The sequence below is a fragment of the Leucobacter chromiireducens subsp. solipictus genome, assembly GCF_016758195.1.
GTDB classification, from domain to species: domain Bacteria; phylum Actinomycetota; class Actinomycetes; order Actinomycetales; family Microbacteriaceae; genus Leucobacter; species Leucobacter solipictus.
Genome location: NZ_QYAC01000001.1, coordinates 139,428 through 161,368, shown reverse-complemented (window position 1 = coordinate 161,368; position 21,941 = coordinate 139,428). Strand labels below are relative to the sequence as shown.

21 protein-coding genes are annotated in these 21,941 nt (G+C 69.7%); 8 read left to right on the top strand and 13 right to left on the bottom strand.

The window, feature by feature from the left end; all coding sequences use genetic code 11:
- Positions 1 to 1,870 (bottom strand): DUF222 domain-containing protein (locus tag D3230_RS00730; protein ID WP_202343101.1); only part of this gene is annotated, 1,870 nt, incomplete at its 3' end.
- A gap of 647 nt (positions 1,871 to 2,517) precedes the next feature.
- Here D3230_RS00730 and D3230_RS00725 point away from each other — a divergent pair.
- On the top strand, positions 2,518 to 3,141 hold the full coding sequence (locus tag D3230_RS00725) for a YdeI/OmpD-associated family protein (RefSeq protein ID WP_202343100.1): 624 nt from the start codon (positions 2,518 to 2,520) through the stop codon (positions 3,139 to 3,141).
- Between the two features lie 186 nt (positions 3,142 to 3,327).
- On the top strand, positions 3,328 to 4,179 hold the full coding sequence (gene pdxY, locus D3230_RS00720) for a pyridoxal kinase PdxY (protein ID WP_202343099.1): 852 nt from the start codon (positions 3,328 to 3,330) through the stop codon (positions 4,177 to 4,179).
- Between the two features lie 68 nt (positions 4,180 to 4,247).
- On the opposite strand, the gene crcB is transcribed toward pdxY, so the two are convergent.
- A complete protein-coding gene (gene crcB / locus D3230_RS00715; RefSeq protein ID WP_202343098.1) occupies positions 4,248 to 4,616 on the bottom strand; it encodes a fluoride efflux transporter CrcB in 369 nt (122 codons plus the stop codon).
- Positions 4,613 to 5,053, bottom strand: coding sequence for a fluoride efflux transporter FluC (locus D3230_RS00710; RefSeq protein ID WP_337249024.1), 441 nt, complete (start codon positions 5,051 to 5,053; stop codon positions 4,613 to 4,615). Before D3230_RS00710 ends, crcB begins: the two co-directional genes overlap by 4 nt.
- 140 nt (positions 5,054 to 5,193) lie before the next feature.
- Here D3230_RS00710 and D3230_RS00705 point away from each other — a divergent pair, with 140 nt between their 5' ends.
- From D3230_RS00705 to D3230_RS00695, 3 genes are read left to right on the top strand one after another with little or no spacing between them, the layout of a single operon-like run.
- Positions 5,194 to 6,204, top strand: coding sequence for a metal ABC transporter substrate-binding protein (locus D3230_RS00705; RefSeq protein WP_337249023.1), 1,011 nt, complete (start codon positions 5,194 to 5,196; stop codon positions 6,202 to 6,204).
- Positions 6,201 to 6,944: an ATP-binding cassette domain-containing protein gene (locus D3230_RS00700; protein ID WP_202343097.1), complete on the top strand. Its 744-nt coding sequence runs from the start codon at positions 6,201 to 6,203 to the stop codon at positions 6,942 to 6,944. Before D3230_RS00705 ends, D3230_RS00700 begins: the two co-directional genes overlap by 4 nt.
- Positions 6,941 to 7,837 (top strand): metal ABC transporter permease, encoded by an 897-nt coding sequence (locus D3230_RS00695; RefSeq protein WP_202343096.1) that lies wholly within the window; start codon positions 6,941 to 6,943, stop codon positions 7,835 to 7,837. The genes D3230_RS00700 and D3230_RS00695 overlap by 4 nt, the downstream gene beginning before the upstream one ends.
- Here the strand turns inward: D3230_RS00695 and D3230_RS00690 are convergent.
- Positions 7,834 to 8,868 (bottom strand): DMT family transporter, encoded by a 1,035-nt coding sequence (locus D3230_RS00690; protein WP_202343095.1) that lies wholly within the window; start codon positions 8,866 to 8,868, stop codon positions 7,834 to 7,836. The genes D3230_RS00695 and D3230_RS00690 overlap by 4 nt on opposite strands.
- Between D3230_RS00690 and D3230_RS00685 the strand changes: the two genes are divergently transcribed.
- Positions 8,867 to 10,276, top strand: a complete 1,410-nt coding sequence (locus D3230_RS00685; protein ID WP_202343094.1) for an aminotransferase-like domain-containing protein — start codon at positions 8,867 to 8,869, stop codon at positions 10,274 to 10,276. The two genes, D3230_RS00690 and D3230_RS00685, sit on opposite strands and share 2 nt — an antisense overlap.
- A 16-nt stretch (positions 10,277 to 10,292) precedes the next feature.
- Here D3230_RS00685 and D3230_RS00680 read toward each other — a convergent pair whose 3' ends face one another.
- Genes D3230_RS00680 through D3230_RS00660 form a run of 5 tightly spaced genes read right to left on the bottom strand, consistent with a single transcriptional unit; the run spans position 10,293 to position 15,822 of the window.
- Positions 10,293 to 10,964 carry an ABC transporter permease subunit gene (locus D3230_RS00680; protein ID WP_202343093.1) on the bottom strand — a complete coding sequence of 224 codons (672 nt, stop codon included), beginning with the start codon at positions 10,962 to 10,964 and terminating at the stop codon, positions 10,293 to 10,295.
- A complete protein-coding gene (locus D3230_RS00675) occupies positions 10,961 to 11,707 on the bottom strand; it encodes an ABC transporter permease (RefSeq protein ID WP_202343092.1) in 747 nt (248 codons plus the stop codon). Before D3230_RS00675 ends, D3230_RS00680 begins: the two co-directional genes overlap by 4 nt.
- Positions 11,704 to 12,732, bottom strand: coding sequence for an ABC transporter ATP-binding protein (locus tag D3230_RS00670; RefSeq protein WP_202343091.1), 1,029 nt, complete (start codon positions 12,730 to 12,732; stop codon positions 11,704 to 11,706). Before D3230_RS00670 ends, D3230_RS00675 begins: the two co-directional genes overlap by 4 nt.
- Before the next feature lie 7 nt (positions 12,733 to 12,739).
- Positions 12,740 to 13,672: an ABC transporter substrate-binding protein gene (locus D3230_RS00665; RefSeq protein WP_202343090.1), complete on the bottom strand. Its 933-nt coding sequence runs from the start codon at positions 13,670 to 13,672 to the stop codon at positions 12,740 to 12,742.
- A 17-nt stretch (positions 13,673 to 13,689) separates the two neighbouring features.
- Positions 13,690 to 15,822 carry a CocE/NonD family hydrolase gene (locus tag D3230_RS00660; RefSeq protein WP_202343089.1) on the bottom strand — a complete coding sequence of 711 codons (2,133 nt, stop codon included), beginning with the start codon at positions 15,820 to 15,822 and terminating at the stop codon, positions 13,690 to 13,692.
- 159 nt (positions 15,823 to 15,981) lie between these two features.
- Between D3230_RS00660 and D3230_RS00655 the strand changes: the two genes are divergently transcribed.
- On the top strand, positions 15,982 to 16,386 hold the full coding sequence (locus D3230_RS00655; RefSeq protein WP_337249022.1) for a GntR family transcriptional regulator: 405 nt from the start codon (positions 15,982 to 15,984) through the stop codon (positions 16,384 to 16,386).
- A 48-nt stretch (positions 16,387 to 16,434) separates the two neighbouring features.
- On the opposite strand, the gene D3230_RS00650 is transcribed toward D3230_RS00655, so the two are convergent.
- The 4 genes from D3230_RS00650 to D3230_RS00635 all read right to left on the bottom strand — a co-directional run bounded on the left by D3230_RS00650 (position 16,435) and on the right by D3230_RS00635 (position 20,314).
- Complete coding sequence (locus D3230_RS00650; RefSeq protein WP_202343088.1) at positions 16,435 to 18,066, bottom strand: GNAT family N-acetyltransferase; 1,632 nt, start codon at positions 18,064 to 18,066, stop codon at positions 16,435 to 16,437.
- A gap of 112 nt (positions 18,067 to 18,178) precedes the next feature.
- Positions 18,179 to 18,742, bottom strand: coding sequence for a dihydrofolate reductase family protein (locus tag D3230_RS00645; protein ID WP_202343087.1), 564 nt, complete (start codon positions 18,740 to 18,742; stop codon positions 18,179 to 18,181).
- Positions 18,739 to 19,296 (bottom strand): TetR/AcrR family transcriptional regulator, encoded by a 558-nt coding sequence (locus tag D3230_RS00640; RefSeq protein ID WP_202343086.1) that lies wholly within the window; start codon positions 19,294 to 19,296, stop codon positions 18,739 to 18,741. Before D3230_RS00640 ends, D3230_RS00645 begins: the two co-directional genes overlap by 4 nt.
- 22 nt (positions 19,297 to 19,318) lie before the next feature.
- Positions 19,319 to 20,314 carry a winged helix-turn-helix transcriptional regulator gene (locus tag D3230_RS00635; RefSeq protein WP_202343085.1) on the bottom strand — a complete coding sequence of 332 codons (996 nt, stop codon included), beginning with the start codon at positions 20,312 to 20,314 and terminating at the stop codon, positions 19,319 to 19,321.
- A 216-nt stretch (positions 20,315 to 20,530) separates the two neighbouring features.
- Between D3230_RS00635 and D3230_RS00630 the strand changes: the two genes are divergently transcribed.
- Positions 20,531 to 21,892, top strand: a complete 1,362-nt coding sequence (locus tag D3230_RS00630; protein ID WP_202343084.1) for an MFS transporter — start codon at positions 20,531 to 20,533, stop codon at positions 21,890 to 21,892.
- Positions 21,893 to 21,941: the final 49 nt, after the last annotated feature.

Here is a 21,941-nt window from a genome sequence, read left to right as displayed (position 1 = left end):
TATCCGCGCGGAGTTCGTCACGCGACCGCGCGTCCGGGACGCCGTCTGAGGTGTCAGCGGGGGTCGGGTCCTGGGTGGTGGCTTCGATGGTGGTGTCGAGCTCGGCGTCAGAATCGGCGTCGGTGCCAGTGCCAGTGCCGGTGTCGGTGTTGGTGTTGGTGTTGGTGTTGGTGCCGGGATCAGTGTCGGTATCGGTGCCGGTGTTGGTGGTCGTGTTGCCCGGAGTGTTCTCAGCACTCTCGGTGCTCTCGGTGGGAGTTCCGGGGAGGGTCAGGGCGTCATCGTGTGTGGCATCAACATCCACGGCGGTGACCTCCACGGTGTTGGGATCCGCGCCCTCGGTGTCAGAGTTGGTGTCGATGTCGACGTCGATGTTGGTGGTGCTCCCCGGGAGCCTTGCTTCGTCCTCAGTGGTCTCGGTGGTCTCGGTGCTCTCGGTGCTCTCGATACCCGCAGTACTCCCGGCGGCCCCGGTATTCCCGGCTTCCACGGTGTTCCCGGTGGTACCCGGAGAAGTGTGCGGGGCGCCAGAAGACTTCTGGGGGCTCGTGCCGGGAACCGTGCTTGATAGGCCATCGGATTTCGAGGGGTCAGCAGCCCCTGCGGGGCAAATCGTGTTTACCGTGTCGGGACTCACGGGCACACGCACCGCTTCACCCCCACCGGCTTCGCCCTGCGTGTCAGTGTCACTGGTTTCACCAGCTCCTGTGCCGGGTTCGGTGTGGTCCGTAGCGGGCTTTGCGGGGTGTTCTGCGGAGCGTTTTGCAGCGTGTTCTGTGGGGCGGTCGTGGACATGCTTCGCGAGACGCGTAAGCCGGTCATAGATCTCGTACGCTTCTTCCGCGGGTAACACCGCCCGAAGTTCTGCCATCCCATCTTCAAGCTCCACCACCCGCACATGCCGACGCTTGAGCGCTTCCCGGTGCCGCTCGGCAAGGGTTTTCTGGGCGTACATCGCGGCGAGCCTGCGGGCGATCGGGCGAAACCGGTTCGGGGTTTCCTTCTCCGCGTACCGGATCGCGTCTTGCTCGTACAGGGTGCGCCGCCTCGCAATATCCACGAGCTGTTCCTCTACCGTGAGCGCGTCAGGGGTATCGGGGTTTGGGGTGGTGAGGGTGTGAAAGATTGCCCCTTCATCGACCACGATGCGTGCATGTGGCAGCGCGATCGTCCCCGCACGCAACGCGTCATGCGTCGCGGGAAGCGTGTGCCGGGTCTCGTAAGCAAGGTCCAGGTCGCGGGCGGCGACGTGTTCGCTGGTGTGACAGGCCATCGCGACCATCGCCCGGAGGGAACGGAACGCGAGTTCGCTGTTCTTCCCCTGGAAGGCGGGCGATACCCGCAACGGGGACTGTGGCTGCGCCGACGTGCATGGGGTGGAAACATCATGCGGGGCTGGGTGCACTTCAGGCTCGGGGCTTGCGGCGTTGGTTCCGGGGAGTTCCGGGTGGGCAGGGGTGCCAGCCGTGGTGACATCGGGATCCGCGTCGACATCGGCATCAACCTCGGCGTCGGGATCAGTGTCGGTACCTCCAGCACCCGCTTCACCACCACCACCAGCACGCGTATCGTTGGCCGGAATCGCTCCCGCGCCCGAGCCGGCCGCCATACCCGAAGCAGTCTCAAGGCCCCCGACTGCCTCTCCGTCAGCCTCCCCACTATCGTCCCCGCCCAGGGCGGCCTCGTGAAGATCCGCGAGAATACTCAACCGCTCCGCGTCACGCCGCCGCTGCTCCCGCTCCCACACTTCAAGCGACGTCAATAGTGCGTCGACGCGCACGATCCGGGGTGGCACCATCGACCCAAAACTCGCACCCGAACCACCCCCTGGGAGGGGTTCGGGATGCTGCGTGTCTCCGGTGAACGTCATGCAGCCATTCCAGCACACACCACCGACAACGAACCCCGCGAAACCGTTGAAAACACACGGAAGTTGGCCCACTTGGGGACGCGTGCGGGAGGAAGTCCTGATGGGTGTAGTACGTTTCCGAAGAGGACACGGAAAGGTAACGATTCGAAACTCTGTTCGAATAACCCACGGGCCGAGCTCGGTCACCTGAGACCCACAAGCCGGACTGAGAGATCGGCACCATCTGTCCCCACCTTCACCCCGTCATCACCCCCACCTTAGCCCCCACTTCGGCCCACCTTCCGCCCCAAGCACAGCTCGAGATGAAGCCGCGGGCGGACCAGCCACGCGAGGCCGGACGGCCGACAATGTGCCGCGCTTCGACCGCGACGTCACGCACCCGATTCAGGCAGGATCGGACCGCGAACGCGTCGAGCCGCGGACCCCATCCAGATCCGTCCTGGATCAACCGCGAGCCCTCGCCGAGCAGACGGCGCGCAAGGATCGCATGGACACCAGAACAGGATGCGCAGCACCGCTCGATCTCGATGGGCGCAGCCTCGTCCCGGGTGACCACGCTCAGTCGGGCCACACGCCGGATACCCAGACGCGCGAGAAAGTCCCGCCCCAGCGCCCATCGCCCTCCCGATGCCTGCGAGAATCACTCCATGACGACTCAAGGCGAGATGCACACACTCTGCGTGCCCGACGAAGCCGCGTGGCGTGACTGGCTGATCGGGCATGGAGACACTTCGGATGGGGTCTGGCTCGTGCTCGCAAAGAAAGGCACCGAGCTTCCGACGTCGCTGAGCTACCAGCTTGCGCTCGAGGAAGCGCTCTGCAGCGGATGGATCGACGGTCAGCGGCGCAGCTACGACGACACCACATTTCTGCAGCGGTTCACCCCACGTCACGCACGTTCGATCTGGTCGCAGCGCAATGTGAATCTCATTGCCGAACTTCGCCACAGCGGCCGACTCCGGGCGGGTGGAGAGCGCGAGGTGGCGCGAGCTCAGGCTGACGGGCGCTGGGATCGCGCCTATGCCGGACCAGCGCAGGCCGTGGCACCGGACGGCCTTCGTGCCGCACTTGCCCGTCATCCCCGCGCAGAAGCAGCATTCGCTGCGCTCTCGAGCACCGCCCGCTACAGCGCGCTGCACCCGATCCTGACAGCTGCCAGGCCCGAGACTCAGGAGCGCCGGATCGCCGCGCTGATCGCGCGACTCGACGTTCCGGATACAGACTCCGGCCCGGTCCACACCACGGGCCGAGAGGCCGACGCCACGGGCTGACCGGCCGACATCACGGGCCAGCAGGTCCACACTTCGGCGCGGCAGGCCGACACCACCCGGCCGGCCCCTACGCGACCACACCACCCCGCCGGCCCCGACGCGATCACCCCGCCCCACCCCACCCAACTGGTCCACCTTCACTCCTGAGAACTGGTCCACAACAGGGACCACTGACAGAATCGCGTCATGCGCATTCTCTCGATCCAGTCGGCCGTCGCGTACGGGCACGTCGGCAACTCCGCGGCCGTATTTCCGCTGCAGCGCCTCGGCGTGGAGGTCATGCCGGTCCCGACGGTGAACTTCTCCAACCACACCGGCTACGGGTCGTGGCGGGGCCCGCTTCTCTCCGGCGACGACGTCCGTGAGATCGTGACCGGGATCGAAGAGCGCGGCGGCCTGGCTGGTGTCGACGCGGTACTTTCGGGCTACCAGGGCAGCGACAGCATCGGAGACGCGATCCTCGATGCGGTGGCCCGCGTCAAGCACCACAGTCCCGACGCGATCTACGCGTGCGATCCCGTACTCGGCAACGCGAAGTCGGGGTGCCACGTCGCACCCGAGGTGCAGAATTTGATCCGCGATCGCGTGGTGCCGCAGGCGGACCTCATCACCCCGAATCAGTTTGAGCTCGGCTTCCTCACGGGCACGTCACCGGACACTCTGGAATCGACACTTGCCTCCGTGGATGCGGCGCGGGATCTCGGCCCGCACTCGGTGCTCGTGACCAGCGTGGAGCGCCCGGAAGCCCCGGAGGGTGTCATGGAGATGCTGGCCGTCACTCCGGAGGGCGCGTGGCTCGTCGAGAAGCCGCGCCTCCCGATCAAAGCCAACGGATCCGGCGACGTCACTGCGGCACTGTTCACCGCGCACCTGCGCCGCACGGGCGACCCCGCGGCGGCGCTGGGGGCGACCGCCGCAAGCGTCTACGAGCTTCTGGAACGCACGCTCACCTCGGGCGAACGCGAACTGCAGCTTGTCGCGGCGCAGGAGTCGTACGTGGCCCCACAAGCCCAGTTCGCAGTGCGACAGGTTCGGTAGCCCGCGCCCCATTGCCGACCGCCCGGAGCACCCCGCGCCCCATTGCCCACCGCCCGGAGCACCCCGCGCTACCCCGCGGTGAGCAGGATCCCGCACACGGCGACGCCCACGGTGACGCAGAGCATGCCGGGCCCATTCAGAAGTGCGGCACCGATGCGGCGCTGCTGCAGCAGCCGGAACGTGTCGAGACTCGCGGTGCTGAAGGTCGTGTAGCCGCCCAGGAAGCCGGTCGCCAGGATCGCGGTGACGGGCTGCGCGAGCGCCGCCCCGGTGATGAGGCCGAGCACGAAGGATCCCGTGAGGTTCACCACGAAGATCCCCCACGGGAAACGCTGCCGCACGCGCGCAGGAACACTGCGGTCGACGAGGGCTCGGGCAGCGGCGCCGGCACCTCCGGCCACCGCGATTCCGACCACGGTCCAGATCTCCGGGGTCACCGCACCTCCCCCCGCCGTGGGGCTCGAGCGCGCTGGACGATCAGCACCCCGGCGGCGCTCGCGAGCAGTCCACCACACAGCGTCGCAGCCGCGTAGCCCGCGGCGACCCAGAGCTCACCCGTGAGAATCTGCTCGGCAAGCTGGGACGCCAGCAGGCTGTAGGTGGTGAAGCCGCCGAGCACGCCTGTCCCCAGGAGCAGCCGGAGCCGCTCGTGCGGGCGAGTCGCGAGCGTCTCCAGCAGAAGCCCCAGCAGGAACGCGCCCAGCAGATTGACGCACAGCGTTCCGAGCGGCCACTCCCCCAGCTCCCCGATCGCGTGCGACACGCCAGCGCGCGCGAGGGATCCGAACGCTCCGCCCAGCGCGACCCAGCCGAGGGTGGCGAGCAGGCCCGGCGGTGCCGCGCGAGGCGTGGGCTGTCCGAGCGGCTCCGCCACGCGCACCTCCCACTCCCGGTGCCGATTGCACCGCCTCCATCTTGCCACGCACGGGGCCCACCGCGCGGCACTAAAGGCGCTACGATGTTAAAAGTTCGGCATGACGAACTTTTAACTTTCTCACCACGAAGGAGCCCCACGTGATCAGACCCCGCGCTCGCACTGCAGCCGCGATTGCCCTCCTCAGCAGCTTGCTCCTCGCGGGCTGCGCAGCCCCCGGCACCGCAGGGGATCAGCGGAACCCCGGGGAACCGCGCAACACCGCGGAGCAGGGATCCGCCGCGCAGGACGACCGCCCCGTCGTCCTCACCACGTTCACGGTGCTCGCGGACATCGCGGAAAACGTCGCCGGCCCGCATCTCCGCGTCGCATCGATCACGAAGGTGGGTGCCGAAATCCACGGCTACGAGCCGACGCCCGGTGACATCGCGCGGGCCTCCGAGGCCGACTTGATCCTCGACAACGGCCTCGGCCTGGAGGCCTGGTTCGCGAAGTTCGTGGACCAGCTTGACGTGCCCCACGCCGTGGTCACCGAGGATATCGAGCCGCTCGCAATCGCCGGCGACGTCGACGCGGGGAAGCCCAACCCGCACGCCTGGATGAGCCCGCGGGTGGTGCAGGAGTACGTCGCGGCAATCGCGGCGGCCTTCACCGAGCTCGACCCCGAGCATGCGAGCGATTACGCCGCGAACGCGGCCCGCTACAGCGCCGAGCTTCAGGAGGTTCAGGACGAGCTCGTCGCCGAGCTCGCCGTGCTCCCCGAGTCGCAGCGCGCGCTTGTCACCTGCGAGGGCGCGTTCTCCTACCTGGCCCGCGACGCCGGACTCACGGAGCAGTACATCTGGCCGGTGAACGCCGAGCAGCAGGCGACCCCGCGGCAGATCGCCGAGACCATCGAGTTCGTGCGCGCGCACGATGTCCCAGCGGTGTTCTGCGAGTCGACCGTCTCCGACGCGCCCATGCAGCAGGTCGTCGCCGCCACCGATGCCGCGTACGGGGGCACGCTGTACGTCGACTCGCTGTCCGAGCCCGACGGCCCCGTCCCGAGCTACCTGGACCTCATTCGGCACGACGCCGAGGTCATCACCGCCGCGCTCACGGCCGGCGCGACACCGAACAACCGTGCGACACCGAACGGCGGCGCCGAGTGACCGCCGCGATCGAGGTGCGCGATGTCGCCGTCCGCTACGGCGAGGTCCGCGCGCTCGACGGCGCGAGCCTCACGGTGTCGTCGGGGCGCGTCACCGGCCTCATCGGCATGAATGGCTCGGGGAAGTCTACGCTCTTCAAATCGATCATGGGCTCGGTGCGCCCGGACCGCGGCGACGTCCGCATCGCCGGGGTCACGCCCGCCGCGGCGCGCACGCAGGGCCTCGTGGGCTACGTGCCGCAGAGCGAGGCTGTGGACTGGGCGTTCCCGGTCTCGGTGCGCGACGTGGTGATGATGGGGCGGTACGGCAGGATGGGGATGTCGCGCCGGCCGCGCCGCGCGGATCACGCCGCGGTGGCCGAGGCGCTGGATCGGGTGGAGCTGACGAACTTCGCCGCGCGCCAGATCGGCCAGCTGTCCGGCGGGCAGAAGAAGCGCGCGTTCGTGGCGCGCGGCATCGCCCAGGGGGCCCGGATCCTGCTGCTCGACGAGCCCTTCGCGGGTGTGGACAAGCGCTCCGAGGGCACGATCGTGCGGCTCCTCCGGGAACTCGCCGCCGACGGCCACACGATCCTCGTCTCCACGCACGACCTCCACGCGCTCCCCGCGCTTGCGGACGAGGCAGCGCTGATCCAGCGCCGGATCCTGTTCCATGGCATTGTCGCGGAAGCCCTGCGGCCGGAACGACTCGCCCTCGCCTTCGGACTCGACTCGACCATTGATCCTCGGAGCCTCGTATGAACCCGCTCGATTTCTTCCTCGAACCCCTGCAGTACGAGTTCATGACCCGCGCGCTCCTCACCACGGTGATCGCCGCGGTGGTGTGCGCCCTGCTGTCGTGCTGGCTGGTCCTGATCGGCTGGTCGCTGATGGGGGACGCCGTCTCGCACGCGGTGCTCCCCGGGGTCGTGCTCGCCTATGTGGTCGGCGCGCCCTTCGCGCTCGGGGCGCTCCTGTTCGGCTTTCTCGCGGTCGCGCTGATCGGCGGGATCAGGAACACGAGCCGGGTGAAGGAGGATGCGGCGATCGGGATCGTGTTCACGACGCTGTTCGCGCTCGGTCTCGTCCTGATATCGGTGACGCCCAGCGACAACGACCTGAACCACATCATCTTCGGCAACATCCTGGGGGTCTCCCCCGCCGATCTCACACAGATCGCCGTCCTCGCCGCGGTCGCGCTCGTGGTGCTCATCGTGAAGCGGCGGGACCTGACGCTCTTCGCGTTCGACCCGACCCACGCGCAGGCCATCGGCCTGAACCCGAAGTTTCTCGGGGCGCTCCTGCTGGGACTCCTCGCCCTCACCGCGGTGGTGGCCCTGCAGGTGGTCGGCGTGGTGTTGGTCGTCGCGATGCTCATCATCCCGGGGGCGACCGCCTACCTCCTCACCGATCGCTTCGATCGCATGCTGGTGATCGCGCCGGTCCTGTCGGCCGCGTGCGCGGTGCTCGGCATCTTCCTGAGCTACTGGCTCGACGCCGCGTCGGGCGGGCTCGTCGTGCTGGTGCAGGGCGTTGCGTTCGGGCTGGTGTACCTGTTCAGCCCCCGACACGGCCTGCTCGGCAAGCGCCTCGCCGCACGGCGCGCGCGGAGCGAGGTGCCGGATCCGGCACCCAGCCCCGCGCCCACCGCCTAGCGTCCTCGCGGTGCGTTGCCCGGCAACCGGGAACGCACCGCGAGACCCGCGCAGAGCATCACCGCGATCCCGCCGAGCACCACGGGTGGGGTGAGTGCTTCACCGAGCAGCACCGCGGCCCACACGATGCTCAGGACGGGCTGCACGAGCTGCACCTGGCTCACCATGGCCATCGGGCCCTGGGCGAGCCCGCGATACCACGCGAAGAAGCCCAGGAACATGCTCACCACCGCAAGGTACCCAAATGCCGCCCACTGCTGCCACGTCACCGTGCCGGTCGCCGCGGGCAGCGCGGTGAGCGTGATCCCGAGCATCACCGGGAGCGCCACACTCAGCGCCCATGAGACGGTCTGCCACGCTCCGAGCTCGCGCGCGAGCAGTCCGCCCTCCGCGTAGCCGAGCGCCGCCAGCACCACCGCGCCGAACAGCAGCAGATCCGGCCATCCGAGGCCGACGGTCCCGGGTGCCCCGCCACCCTGGACGAGCGCGAAGCCGACGGCCGCCGCGGCTCCGAGCCCCGCGCTCACCCAGAACCGCCGCCCGGGCCGCTCTCCCGTGCGCCACACCGTGGCGACCGCGGTCGCAGCCGGCAGCAGGCCGATCACCACGGCCGCGCGCGCCGCGGGCACCTCGGTGAGCGCGAGCGACGTCAACATCGGAAACCCCACCACAATGCCCGCGGCCACCAGCGCCACGCGCGCCCACTGCGCACCGCGCGGGAGGCGCTGCCGCGTCACCGCGAGCGCGGCGATGGCGAGGACGCCGGCGACCACCGCCCGCCCGCTCCCGACGAACACCGGGGTGAGTCCGGCGACGGCGACGCGGGTCAGCGGCACCGTCAGCGAGAACGCCGCCACCCCGAGGAGCCCCCACCAGAGACCGCCGGAGCTACCGGCACCACCGGCACCGGCACCACCGGCGTCGGTGCCACCGGTCCCGGTGGCACCAGATCCACCAGAACCGCGTGTGCCTCGCGGACGGCGCGGTAGCACGGGCGACGACTGTTCGATAGCGCTATTATCTATATTCATGAGTCAGAGTAGCACTGATCGCATTATCGCCGAGCTCGAGCGCTGGATCGCCCAGGCCGCCCCCGGGAGCCGGCTTCCCGGGAGCCGCCAACTCGCGGAGTCGTTCGGGGCCGGACCGGTGACCGTGCAGCGCGCCATGCACGCCCTGGCGGCCCGCGGACTCATCGAGAGCCGGCCCGGCGTGGGCACCTTCGTGCGGCGACGCGACGCCGCATGCACGCCGGACTACGGGTGGCAGACGGGTGCACTGGGAGCGCTCCCGACGCCCGCACTCCCGGTGCCCGAGACCCAGCGCGAGGCCGCTCCCGGCACGATCGAGATGCACTCGGGCTACCCGTGCGCCGAGCTCCTCCCCGCAGCGCTCGTGCGCGCCGCGACCGCCCGCGCGGCGCGCTCCCCCCACGCGCTGCACCGGGCACCCGCCGCCGGGCTCCCCGAGCTGCAGGCCTGGTTCGCGACGGAACTGAGCGGCAGCGGCCCCGCCCCGCACGCCCCGCGCGAGGCGATCATCGTGCCGGGCACGCAGAGTGCGCTGGGGAGCATCTTCCGCGCCCTCGTGGGGCGCGGTCGTCCCATGGTGATCGAATCGCCGAGCTACTGGGGCGCCCTGCGTTCCGCCGCGCAACAGGGCGTCACGCTCGTGCCGATCTCGACCACGCCCGGCGGCCCCGACCCCCAGGAGCTCGATCGCGCCCTGCGCGAGTCCGGGGCCCGCGTGTTCTACGCACAACCCACCTTCGCGAACCCGCTCGGCGGCAGCTGGCACCCCGATCGCGCGGGCGAGATTCTCACGGTGCTCCGCGCCCACGACGCCTTCCTCATCGAGGACGACTGGGCCCGAGACTTCGCGATCGACACGCGACTCGAACAGGCACCCCGGCCGCTCGGTCACGACGACCCCGATGGCCGGATCGTCACGCTCCGCTCGCTGACCAAGAGCCTCTCCCCGGCGCTTCGCGTGGGCGCACTCATCGCGCGCGGGCCCGCCCGCGATCGGCTCCTTGCCGACCGGGTCGCCGACACCATGTACGTCAGCCCGCTGCTCCAGGCGACCGCGCTGGACGCGGTGACGAGTCCCGGCTGGCGCGCGCACCGCGCGGCGCTCCCCGAGCGCCTCCGGCACCGCCGCGACCTCCTCCTCGACAGTCTCGCGCAATACTCCCCGGACGTGCGCGTGGACGCCGTTCCGCAGGGCGGGCTGAGCGTCTGGGCGCGCCTGCCGGCGGGATCGGACCCGAACGAGGTCGCGCGCCAGTGCGCCGCGCGCGGCCTCGCACTCGCCTCGGGCGACGCGTGGTTCCCCGCCGAGCCATCGACGCCCGCACTTCGGCTCACCTTCTGCGGGCCGGAACCGGAGCGTTTCCCGGAGGCCGCGCAGATCCTCGCCGGGGTGCTCAGCGGGAACTGAGCACCCCGGCATCGAGCTAGGCCGCGACGACCGCCGACTGCTGCACGAAGCGCGCCCCGCGTGGGGTCGCCCGCCGCAGCAGGAACGCCGCGAGCTGGTCGAGGATGATCGAGAGCAGCGCCACCCAGATGGCACCCGCGATAACCCCGGACATGCCGTAGGCCACCTGATTCAGGATGATGTCGCCGAGCCCACCGCTGCCGGCAATCGCCGCGACCGTCGCGGAGCTGACGGTGAGCACGACCGCGGTGCGCACGCCGCTGATCATGGTGGGCAGGCCGAGCGGCAGCTCCACCCGGAGCAGCACCTGGAGCGGCGTCAGTCCCATCCCGCGCGCGGCGCGCGTCAGGTTCCGGTCCACCGAGTTCACAGCCTGGAACGAGTAACTGAGGATCGGCGGGAACGCGAGCACGAACAGCGCGATCACGACGTTCAGGAGGCCGATCCCCACGAGACCGAGCAGGATGGCGATCAGCGCCAGGCTCGGCAGCGCGCGGCCGATATTCGTGAGGCTCACCGCGAGAAACTCGCCGCGGTGAATGTGCCCGAGCCACACACCCAATGGCACGCCGAGCAGGATCGCGACAAGGATCGGGATCAGGCTGATGACGAGGTGTTCCCCCGTCTTCTCCATCAGCAGGCCGAAGTTCTCCGCGATAAACGGGAAGGCCCCGAGGAATTCGTTCACGACATCCTCACTCTCGTCCAGGGCGTCAGCGCGCGTCCGAGCAGCACGAGCAGCCCGTCGAGCACGAACGCGAGCAGTACCGCGAGGGCGCCCGCCCCGATGAACTGGGTGTTGAAGGGCGAGGAGATCGCCTTCAGGATCGGCGAGCCCAGGCCGTCATCGACGACGAACGCCGCGATGGTTGCGATGCTCACGGTCAGCACGGTCGCGATCCGGAGCCCGTTGATGATCGCTGGGAACGCGAAGGGCAGCTCGACGCGGCGCAGGATCTGCCCGGGGCTCAGCCCCATGCCCACCGCCGCTTGTATGACCGAGGCCGAGGTCGAGGCGAGCCCCGTGAGCACCGCCTGGAAGATGATCACGAGGGTGAAGCACACGAGCGCGATCTCGACCGTGACGAGGGTCAGCCCGGTGAATGGCACGAGCAGCTGGAACAGCGCGAGCGGCGGCAGCGTGTAGAGGAAGGTCGCCACCACGCCGATCGGCTTCACGAGCCACTGCCGCCGGTACGCGATGAGCGCGGCGGTGAACGCGATCGCGAAGCCGATGACCACCGCGATCACCGTGATGACGATGTGGCTGAGGAGCGGCGGCCAGAACACCGTGGACCACTGCGCCGCGAACCAGTCCGCGCAGAAAAAGCCGTTGTTCACCACGCACTCGGACGCCACGCCGTAGTCCGGGATGACGGGGTCTCCGACCGGCATAAACTCGGTCGCAAACTCGGTCACGAAGCTGGTCATGCGGTGGCCTCCGCGGCATCTCGCGCGGCCGGCGGATGCACGAGCTCACGCAGGGTCACGAAACGGCCCGGGGCGTCCGCGACGCGCGCCCCCGCGGTTCCCGCGACGGACACGAGCGCGAGCGCCTCGCGCACCGTCATCGCGGTTGCGACCTCGGGCCAGGCGTCCGCCTCCACGGGAAGCGCCGCCTCGGGTGCGGTGCGTTCCAAAACATCCCCGACGGAGGTCAGGGCGAGCCGCTTCAGCCCGCGCTCGGCCCCGAGGAACTCGGCGACGAAATCGTCGACGGGGTGCAACAGGATCTGTTCGGGGGTGTCGAACTGGGCCAGCGTGCCCCCCGGACGCAGGATCGCGATCCGATCGGCCATCTTGATCGCCTCGTCGATATCGTGGGTCACGAACAGGGTCGTTTTTCCGACGCGCTGGTGGATCGCGAGAAACTCGTCTTGCACCGAGAGCCGTGTGATCGGATCCAGCGCACCGAAGGGCTCGTCCATCAGCATGACGGGCGGATCCGCCGCGAGCGCCCGCGCGATCCCCACGCGCTGCTGCTGCCCGCCCGAAAGCTGCGCCGGGTAGCGGTCCAGCCAGTCCTCGACGGGGGTGAGCCCCACCAGCTCCAGCAGTTCCGCGGTCCGCGCCCGGATCCGCGCCCGATCCCACTTCAGGATCTGCGGCACGATCGCGATGTTCTCGGCGACCGTATAGTGCGGGAACAGCCCGGATTCTTGGATCGCGTACCCGATGGTGCGGCGCAGCTCGATCGGCGCGAGGCCCGAGATATCCTGGCCGCCGATGTGAATGCTTCCGCTCGTGAGGTCTACCAGCCGGTTCACGAGCTGCAACGCGGTGGTTTTGCCGCCGCCGGACGGGCCGACCAAGCACACGAGCTCGCCGGAGTGCACGGCAAGATCGAGCGCGTCGAGGGCGGGGGTCGGTTGCCCGGGGTAGGTTTTCGTCGCGGCGGTGAAGGTGATCGAGGTGTCCCCGGCACGCGTCGGCGCGGCTTCGGTGGGTGTCGTCATGATGTCCTTAGATCAGGTGGTTCTCCCGCAGGAAGGTCTGGGCGACCTGCGCGGGATCGAGTCGGTTGACCGCGGCGGCGGCGTTCAGCACGCGGATCGCGTCGACCGTCAACAGGGAGTGGAGTTCGTTCAGGAACGCGGGGACGTCGTCATCGACGGCGTCGAAAGCGTCGTCGCGCATGAGCGGGACGACGTTCTGGAACCCGAAGAGCTTCAGGTCGTCCTCCAACACCACGAGGTTCGAGCGGGAGAGCTGCGGGTCGGTGGTAAACACGTCCGCCGCCTGAATCTCGCCGCGCTCGATGGCCTGGTAGTTCAGGCCGATGCTCAGGGTCTTGAGCTGCATGTTGTCCAGCCCGTACGTGTCGACGATGCCCTCGTAGCCCTGCCCACCGGTCACGTTCTCCGGGTATGTCGAGTAGGTGAAATCCCCGATTCCGCGCAGGTCCGACATGGTGCGCAGCCCGTGCTGGGCCGCGAACTCTTCGGTGACGGCGATCGCGTTCTTGTTCTCGAACGGCGTCGCGTTCAGCGTCGTGATCCCCTGCTCCGCCTCCCAGGCGCGTGCGAGCTCAAACGTTTCCTCGGCGGAATCCATGAGCCGTTCCTCGCCCGCGAGGACCACGAGAATCACGCCCGTGTACTCCGGATAGAGGTCGATCTGCCCGGCCTGTAGGGCGGTGTTGATGATCTCGGTCGAGCCGATATTCGTCTTGAGCGCGACCGTGTAGCCGAGCGCCTCGATGCCCTGGGCGTAGAGCTCGCCCATGATCCAGCTCTCGGCGAAGCCCTTCGACCCGATCGTTACCGTGCGTTCCTTGCCCAGGCCGTCCGTCGCGGGTGCGGCGCAGCCGCTCAGTGCGGCCACGCCGGCCGCCGCGCCCAGGCCCCAGAGCCCGAGCGCGGAGCGGCGGGTGATCGTGCGTCGTTGCAGTGTCATGTGTGTCCTCGCCCGCGCTAGTTCAGCTCGCGCGGAATGCTCGCGGACGTCGACCGGGAATGGAACTTCTCCCCGTCCCGATACGCGTCCAGCTCGTTGGTGACGATGAAGTTCGTCGCGTCGCCGGTCATGGTGCTGCGGGTTCGAATCTCGACGTCCCACCCGGTGTCTGCGGCAACGCGCGCACCGGCGGCCGCCAGTGCGGCGCGGCCGGCATCGCTGTGCTCCGCCGGAAGCGCGGGCCGGCGGTACCGGATGGTGCGCTCGCACACGGCCTCCGCGCTCAGGGGATCTCCCGCGGTGCGGTGGTAGCTGTCGCGCTCCGAGGAAGCGTAGAACAGCCCGTCGCTGCGATCCGTCTGCCACTCCTCCACGAAGGTGGTCACGGTCGTGCGGCCGGACACCAGGTCGACCGTGAGCTCGCGCGTCATCGGTGGACCGGCCGCGTCGATCGTGGTGTGCGGCGGGGTGGGCGGCAACCCGAGCGCGGCGGTGAGCGCGGTCGTCGTGGCCGCGTCATCCGCCGGGGAGGCGGGGTTGCGCTCGGGCAGCGTGAGGGTCGGGGGCGACACGATCGTCACGCGGGTGTCCTCGGGCGCGGGCCAGAGGTTCGGCCAGAAGCTCGCGGACACGCTGAGGCGCAGCGTGTGGCCCGGCGCCAGCCGGTGCGCGGTGGCGAGCAGCGGGAAGTCGAGCGTCACCGGTTCTCCGGGCACCACGGGCTCCGGGTGTTCGTGGCTCGCGTGGTGGGCGAGGTTGTACAGGCCCACGGTGAGCAGGCGGGAGGATCCGTCGGGTGCCACGTCGGTGAGCCGCGCGGCGATCGCGCCGCGGTCACGGTCCGAGGCGACGCGCACGCGCACGCGCGGCGTCCCGAGGATCTCGAGGCCCGCCGGCTGTGCCCAGTCCAGGCAGTACGAGCGCGCGTCGTCGGCGGCCTGATCCCCCGCGACGCCCGCGGCCTCGCCGAACTGCAACCAGCTGCCGCCCGCGAAACCGATGAGTTCCGTGCTCCGCAGCGTGTGCGGTCCGCGCTGCACCGCGGCGGAGACGGGGAGTTCCCGATCCGTCACCTGCGCCGAAGGCCACACGGGTTCCGCGATCCAGCGGCCGGCACGCACGGCATGATCCGTGCCGATGGGCGCGCTGTCCGGGATGAACGCGCGCAACTGCGGTTGTGTCCGGACCCCGTTCTCGACGCCCCCGAGCCACTGATCCCACCACCGGATCGACTCGGCGATGAAATCGATCCCGGGGCCGGGCGCCGCCTGATGCGGGTAGTTGTGCGCCCACGGCCCCAGGAGCGCGTGGATCGGTGCGGCGTCGGCGCTGCCGCGTTCCGCCGCCCGTTCCATCAGCCGGAACAGCGTGGTGCGGTATTCGTCGAGGAGGCCGCCCACCGCGAGCACCGGCACCTGGATCGCGTCCGGAGTCTCGATCACCGAGCCGTGCTTCCAGTACGCGTCACGCCGCTGGTGGCTCAGCCAGTCCTCGATGTTCACGGGCGCCTCGTCGATCCGGCGCTTCCAATCCGCCTCCCAGCCGGCACCGACGCCGATCGGATCCTGCGGGCGGGCGTTGTAGGCCCACATCGTGGACGCCCACGACAGCATCTGATCGCCGACGATCGCGCCCCCGTTGTAGTGCACGTCGTCCGCGTAGCGATCGTCCGTGGAGCAGACCGTGATGATCGCGCCCAGCTCCGGGGGTTGGAGCGCCGCGAGCTGGAGCCCGTTGAACCCACCCCACGACTTGCCGATGATGCCGACCTTCCCGGCGCACCACGGCTGCGCGGCGATCCAGCGCAGCACCTGCAGGCCATCCGCCAACTCAGTCTCCGAGTACTCATCCGTCATCACCCCGGTCGAGTCCCCGGCGCCGCGCAGGTCCACGCGGACGCTCGCATAGCCCGCACGCGCGAACTCGGGGTGGATCGTCTGGTCCCGACCCGCCGTCATGTCGTTCTTGCGATACGGGATGTACTCGAGGATCGCGGGGACGCCGCCCTCCGGCGCATCCGCGGGCAACCACACGCGGGCAGCGAGCTCGACGCCGTCGTCGAGTGGGATACGAACATGCTCCAGTACCCGCACCTGACGCGGGGCGGAACGGAAGCGGTGGGCACTCGGAATCAGTGAGTTCTCAGACATGTTCCGATCCACACTAACGGGTGGGCGCATCGGCGCGGCAAGCAAAAGGCGCTTCACGGCCCGCGAAATTTGGGCGATAAATCAGCTTTGACCAGGGACATCACGATGGTCCAGCGTGATCGACACGCCGGACCATCGGCACGGCGTTAGGGTAGGCACGTGACCGATTTCGCATCGCGCGACGACGCGCACCTCTCCGCCGTCCTGGACTTCCGGGCCGATCCCGCGCTGCCGGATCCGCCATTTCAGCAGCTTCGCGCGCACGTCCACAGCGGAATCCGCGACGGCCGCATCCTCCCCGGGGAACGCCTGCCGACCGTCCGCGCGCTCGCCGCAGCGGCCGGGCTCGCGGCGAACACCGTGGCGAGCGCGTATCGCGCGCTCGAGGAGGATGGCATCGCGGAGGGGCGCGGCCGAGCGGGCACATTCGTGAGCCTCGATGCGCTCGGCGACCCGGCGGCCCGCGCCGCCGCGCAGGCCTACGCCGACCGGATCATCGAGCTCGGGCTCGCCCCCGAGCGTGCGCAAGAGCTCCTCAGGGATGCGTTTCGGGCGCGCGGCTGAACGTCACCGCCGGTGACCGTGGCGCGCGTGCTCACCTCCGGCGAGGCGCTACGCACGCTTCCCGTAGGTCACGGAACGATCCCGGAGGGCGAAGCCGAGCTTCGTGTACATCCCCAGCGCCCCGCTCGGGTTTGCCGCGTCGACATCGAGCGCCGCGCGCTCCAACCCAGCCTCACGCATGGCGGCAAGCGTTTCCAGGATCAGCGCTGAGGAGATCCCCTCCCCGCGACGGCCACGGATCACCGCGATTGTCGAGATGTAGCCGAACGGTCCCCCGTTGAGCGCCCATTCTTCCTCGTCGACTTCGCTCAGGACCGCGCCCAGAACGCGGAACGGATCGGCCGCGGACCCGTCGCCGACGACGGCGAGGCGCGAGAGGTGCGGGGCGAAGTCGGCGAGGGCGTGCTCCTCCTCCCACTCCTGTTGCGAGGCGGGGCGGGATCCCCAGTGGTCGCGGAACGCGTCGTTGACGGCCAGGCGGGTCGCCTCGGACAGTTCAGCGGTGTAGTCCCGGAGACGCAGCCCGTCCGGCAGCGGGCGCGCGACGATCGGGTCGGCGAGTGAGCGCCACAGCTCCATCCACCACCGCACCGGCAGAAACCCGGCGGCCGCGTAGAGCGCCCGGTTCGAGCTGTTGTCCTCGCGCGTGCCGAGCGAGATGAGTGCGGGCAGGTCCACGCCGGAGTTCGCGAAGAGCTGCCGGGCGCGCGCCTCCTGCCAGGCGAGCAGCCGGGTGCCGATCCCCCGGCCCCGCCAGGAGGGGTGCACCAGGCCCTCGAGCGACACCTCGATGGTGTCCGCGTCGGTGTCCCCCAGCCGCGCCTCGCCGTACGCGATCGGCTCGCCCGCCTCGCTCAGGCCGAGCACGGTGTCCGTGGCGAGCGTGAAGCGCTCCCCACGGAGCGCGAGCCGTACCTGTTCCAGCGAGTACAGGTCGTTCGGGTGATCGACACGCCCCGCGGCCGCGCTCACCCGGTGGATCAGCTCGGCGTCGTCGCTCGTCGCAGCACGCCAGGTGATCCGTTCGCCCCCGGCTTCGGCCGGAAGGTCCGGGAGGCGCTCGGGGTCGAGTGCTCGGTCGCGGAGCGAGATCCCGTTGCCCGCGAAGGCGCGAGCAAGGATCTCGCGGACCACCGCGGTCTTGCGGGCGTTGTATTCCATCGCGGTCTGCGCGTCTCCCGCGGCCGCGTCCCGCTTCGCGGCGGCATAGAGCTCTCGCTCGGCGGGGTGTGCCCGGAGCCAGTCGCGGAACAGGAGGTGCCGTGCGGCCTCGGCGGAGCCGGGGCCGGTCACGTGGAGATTCACGCGCGGCACCGCAAGCCGGAGCATCCGGTGGTCCTCGAATTCGGGCTCCCGCACGGTGAGCTGATACCCGATCGCCGTGAGCGCGGGGACGTAACTCGCTTCGTCGCTGGGATCCGCGACGCACAGGTCGATGTCGATCACGTCCTTCGCCGCGAGCCCGGGAACCGCGGTCGATCCCACGTGCACGACCGACCGCGCGACGGGCCCGAGGGCGGCGGTGATGCGGGCGGCCAGCTCCGCGAAGCGCCCCGGCCAGGCGGGGTCGGCGGCGACCACCGCGAGCTGTTCGCGCGGGGGCGGGCCGTTCACCCACGGGTCCGCCGACGCCTGACCATCGCGGAAATCGGCAATGCCGGGTGGGAACGATGTGCTCATGCGGGGCCTCTCGGTGGTGCGCCGAGATCCGGCACAATCTGTACGAGCGTACAAACTTACGGGCATCCAGACTATGGGTGCGGTGCCCGAAAAACGCCTGGGAATCCCCGAACTACGCCGAGTGCAGCACGTCGTACGTGATCCGCGTGAGCCCATCCTCAGTCACGTGCGCGCCACGCACCGCGAGCTCCGCGCGAGCCTCCGGACCGAAGAGCGGGACCCCCTCCCCGATTACGATGGGCAGGATCGAGACGGTCAGCTCGTCGAGCCACCCCTCGGCGAGAAAGGCCTGCACCGTGCGTCCGCCGTCGACATACACCTGCGACGCCCCCGCTGCGGCGAGCGCGTCATGCGCCTCCGCCAGGGACCGCACCACGCGGGCGTGCGGCTGATCATCCGAAAGCCCACCGCTGAGGACATAGACCCGCAGTCCGGGGAACGGCCAGTCGCCGAAGGTCAGCACCTTCTCGTAGGTCGACCGCCCCATGAGGAGCGTGTCGATCTGCGGGAAAAAGGTCTCCCACACGAGCGCGGGCCGATCGGAGCTCGGTGCCGCGTGGCACCCCTTTCCCGGTTCGGATTCCAGGAACGCGAGGTCCCCGCCCGGCCCGGCGATGAAACCGTCGAGGCTCATTCCGAGGAACGCGCGGCCGGTCCAGTTGCGATCTGCGGTCATGTCCACCACTCCAAAAACGTGTCGATTGTGCGGTCAGGGGTCGGGGACGCCCCATCCTCTTCGGCCGAGCGCCGAATGAGGCCACCGTGCAGGGCGTCGAGGAGCAGGGCCGCCGCCCGCACCGGGTCGCCGGTGCGCGGAAGTGCGAGGTGCTCCACGAGCAGCGCCACATAGCGCACCTGGCGCTCGAGGCCCTCGCGGAGCACGGCCCTGGCGGAATCGTCGGCGAGATCCGCGAGCAGGTCTCCTAGGCCCCCGATCGCCGCGGCCGCGGTGGGGGCGGCAAAGCCATCCCGGGCGAACTGCCGAAGCTCCTCGAGTGGCCGCCCCGGAAGCTGCGGCGCGTCGGGGATCGTTGTCACCCAGTGGTCTCCGAGCGCGCGGAGTAGCCCGGCGCGGGATCCGAAGCGCTTCACGAGCCCGGCGGGGCTGAGCCCCGCAGCGGGTGCCACCTCCGCCAGGCTCCACGAGGACGCGGGCCAGTCGCGGCTGCCGAGGTGGTGCGCGATCCGGGCGACGATCTCCTCGTCGCTCGCGCGTTGTGGTCTGGCCATGCAATTAGTGTACAGGCATTCACTAATCCCCGCTGGCCGCGCTGACCCCACTGGCCCCGCCGGACGCGCTTGTCGCGCCGTGTGCGGCGTCGACGCCCGACCCCGCGACCCCGAGTCGCATCGCCGTCCGCGGCGCGCTCGCGTAGCTCTCCTTCACCATGCTGAGCTGCATCCAGGCGTCGACCTCCCCACCGGGCACCAGGCGACGCAGGTCCTCGAGCACCCCGTGCAGTTCGGCCGGCGTCGGTGCTACGACGGTGACAATGAAGTCGAACTGCCCGTACGCCGCCGCCGCGAACTCGACGTACCGCGAGCCGCGCACGTAGCTCGCCAGCTCCCCGCGCCCGTCGTGCCCCACAATCCCCACGCCCATGCCGAGCTGCGTGTTCCGCACGCCGCGGCGCTCCACCGCGGAGATCCGGATCACCTTCGCCCGCAGCAACCGTGAGACTCGCTCCCGCGCCGTTGACACGCTGGTGTCTGCGGCGTGGGCGAGCGCCTCATATGTCGCTCGCCCGTCCGCCTCGAGCGCGGCGATGAGGGCGCGATCGATCGCGTCGAGCGCCACCTCGGGCCCCGCCACGGCGGCGGCGAAGGGGCCCTTGAGAATCTCCGTATAGGACGTCGTGCGCACGCGCCGCACCGCCGGGATCGCGCGGACCCGCGCGAGCGTCGCCGCCTTTTCCGCTTCACTCGCGCACCGGGCCTCGAACGCCAGGCCGTGGCTGCCAGCGAGGGAGGCCACAAACACGGTCTCCGGAAGGTCGCGCAGTGACCGCGCGACCGCCTCGACCGGGCCATCGACCGCAACGAGCGCGTGGAGGAAGAAGCGATATCCGGCCACCCGAGGATCGGTCGCGGCCCCCACCCGCACCGTCCCCGACGCCAACATCTCGCGCAGCGCCCGCGACGCCGCGGCCCGGGGCAGCCCCAGCTGGGCAGCGAGCTCCTTCACGCTCATCCTGCCGTCACCCTGCAGCAGCCGAACCATCGCCGCTTCGATGTCCGAGTTGTCCACATTCGCTCCTCTCTGCGGCCTCATCGCCGATTATTTTGTGCGACCGGGCGGCATTCATATTGTTGGAGATTCCGCCTCATCTACACATTCATCGAAGATATGGCGTCCTTTCTCCATCATAAGCGCGGAAACTATACGCAGGTTCCGTTTTTCTCGTTTGTGGAACCGTTCCAAGCTCCGTAAGGTCTCTCGCTAACGGAGCAAAGGAGCTGCAGCATGACCATCCACAGACCCCCTCTCAGTCGTACCCACCGGCGCGCGGTCCGCGCAGGGCTCGGCGCCTTCGTCGGGACCTCGATCGAGTGGTACGACTTCTACATCTACGCCACCGCGGCCGCGCTGGTGTTCCCAAGCGTGTTCTTTCCCGAGCAGGATCGCGCCCTGGGCACGATCGCCGCGTTCTTTGCGAGCGCGATCGCGTTTGTCGTTCGGCCGCTCGGCGGCATCATCTTCGGCCACATCGGCGACCGGATCGGCCGCCGCCCCGCGCTCGTGCTCACCCTCGTCCTCATGGGCCTCGCGACGGTCGGCGTCGGATTCCTCCCGAGCCACGCCGCGATCGGGACCGCGGCACCGGTGCTGCTCATGGTGCTGCGCGCCATCCAGGGCATTGCGGTCGGTGGCGAGTGGGGCGGAGCCGCCCTCATGAGCGTCGAATCAGCGCCGACCCGCCTGCGCGTCTTCTTCGGGGGATTCACCCAGCTCGGCAATCCCGCCGGCGCGCTCCTCGCGAGCGGGGCCTTCTTCCTGATCTCCCTCGGCGGCGAGGACTTCATGCTGGCGTGGGGGTGGCGGATCCCCTTCCTGGCGAGCGCGCTCCTGATCGCGGTCGGCTTCTGGGTGCGCAGCCGCGTCGAGGAATCACCGGTCTTCGCCGAGTCGGTCCAGGGACAGGAACCCGGGTTCCCGCTCGCGTTCGCACTCACGCACAACTGGTGGCCGATCCTGCTGGGAATCTGCGTGCTGCCGATCCCGCTCGGTTTCTACTACCTGGCGACCACGTTCATTCAGAACTACGCGACCAGCCCAGAGGTCGGGATTGCCGCCCAACACGTGCTCCTCGCTATGACCATTGCGTCGTTCATCGAGTTTGCGGTCACACTCCCCCTGGCGTACCTCGGCGACCGCTGGGGCGGCAAGACCATGATGACCATCGGCGTCCTCGGCTCCCTCCTCACAATGGTGCCGCTGCTGCTCGTGATCGGGGGCGGCCAGCTCACACTCATGTACGTCTTCGTTTCCTTGATCCGCGTCACCATGAGCGCGACCTGGGCTCCCCTGGCCACCGTGATGGCCCAGATGTACCGCCCGCACGCGCGATACACCTCCATGTCCCTCGCCCACGGCATCGGCGCCGCGATCTGGGGGGCGCTGCCTCCCATCGCCGCGGTCTGGCTGCTGTCGATCACCGGCACCGTCTGGAGCGTGGTCCTCCTCGCCGCGGGCATGGCACTGCTCAACGCGGTGGCGTTGGCGCTCGCCCCGCAGCACGTGGATGCAGAGCCGTCTCCGTCGACGCCGCACGCCGACGTGACACCCGAGCTCCGGCACACCCCCGCTGACCCACACCCCCGCTGACCCACAAGCCCACTCACGTGGCCGGCGCGCACCCGCGGCGAGCCACCCA

Excerpts from the sequence above, each read along its gene's own strand:
- D3230_RS00685 (WP_202343094.1), top strand. The coding sequence starts at position 8,867 with ATGAGTCAGAGTAGCACTGATCGCATTATCGCCGAGCTCGAGCGCTGG.
- pdxY (WP_202343099.1), top strand. The coding sequence starts at position 3,328 with ATGCGCATTCTCTCGATCCAGTCGGCCGTCGCGTACGGGCACGTCGGC.
- D3230_RS00660 (WP_202343089.1), bottom strand. The coding sequence starts at position 15,822 with ATGTCTGAGAACTCACTGATTCCGAGTGCCCACCGCTTCCGTTCCGCC.
- D3230_RS00650 (WP_202343088.1), bottom strand. The coding sequence starts at position 18,066 with ATGAGCACATCGTTCCCACCCGGCATTGCCGATTTCCGCGATGGTCAG.
- D3230_RS00665 (WP_202343090.1), bottom strand. The coding sequence starts at position 13,672 with ATGACACTGCAACGACGCACGATCACCCGCCGCTCCGCGCTCGGGCTC.
- D3230_RS00675 (WP_202343092.1), bottom strand. The coding sequence starts at position 11,707 with ATGACCAGCTTCGTGACCGAGTTTGCGACCGAGTTTATGCCGGTCGGA.
- D3230_RS00640 (WP_202343086.1), bottom strand. The coding sequence starts at position 19,296 with ATGGCCAGACCACAACGCGCGAGCGACGAGGAGATCGTCGCCCGGATC.
- D3230_RS00630 (WP_202343084.1), top strand. The coding sequence starts at position 20,531 with ATGACCATCCACAGACCCCCTCTCAGTCGTACCCACCGGCGCGCGGTC.
- D3230_RS00725 (WP_202343100.1), top strand. The coding sequence starts at position 2,518 with ATGACGACTCAAGGCGAGATGCACACACTCTGCGTGCCCGACGAAGCC.
- D3230_RS00690 (WP_202343095.1), bottom strand. The coding sequence starts at position 8,868 with ATGAATATAGATAATAGCGCTATCGAACAGTCGTCGCCCGTGCTACCG.
- D3230_RS00645 (WP_202343087.1), bottom strand. The coding sequence starts at position 18,742 with ATGACCGCAGATCGCAACTGGACCGGCCGCGCGTTCCTCGGAATGAGC.
- D3230_RS00670 (WP_202343091.1), bottom strand. The coding sequence starts at position 12,732 with ATGACGACACCCACCGAAGCCGCGCCGACGCGTGCCGGGGACACCTCG.
- D3230_RS00695 (WP_202343096.1), top strand. The coding sequence starts at position 6,941 with ATGAACCCGCTCGATTTCTTCCTCGAACCCCTGCAGTACGAGTTCATG.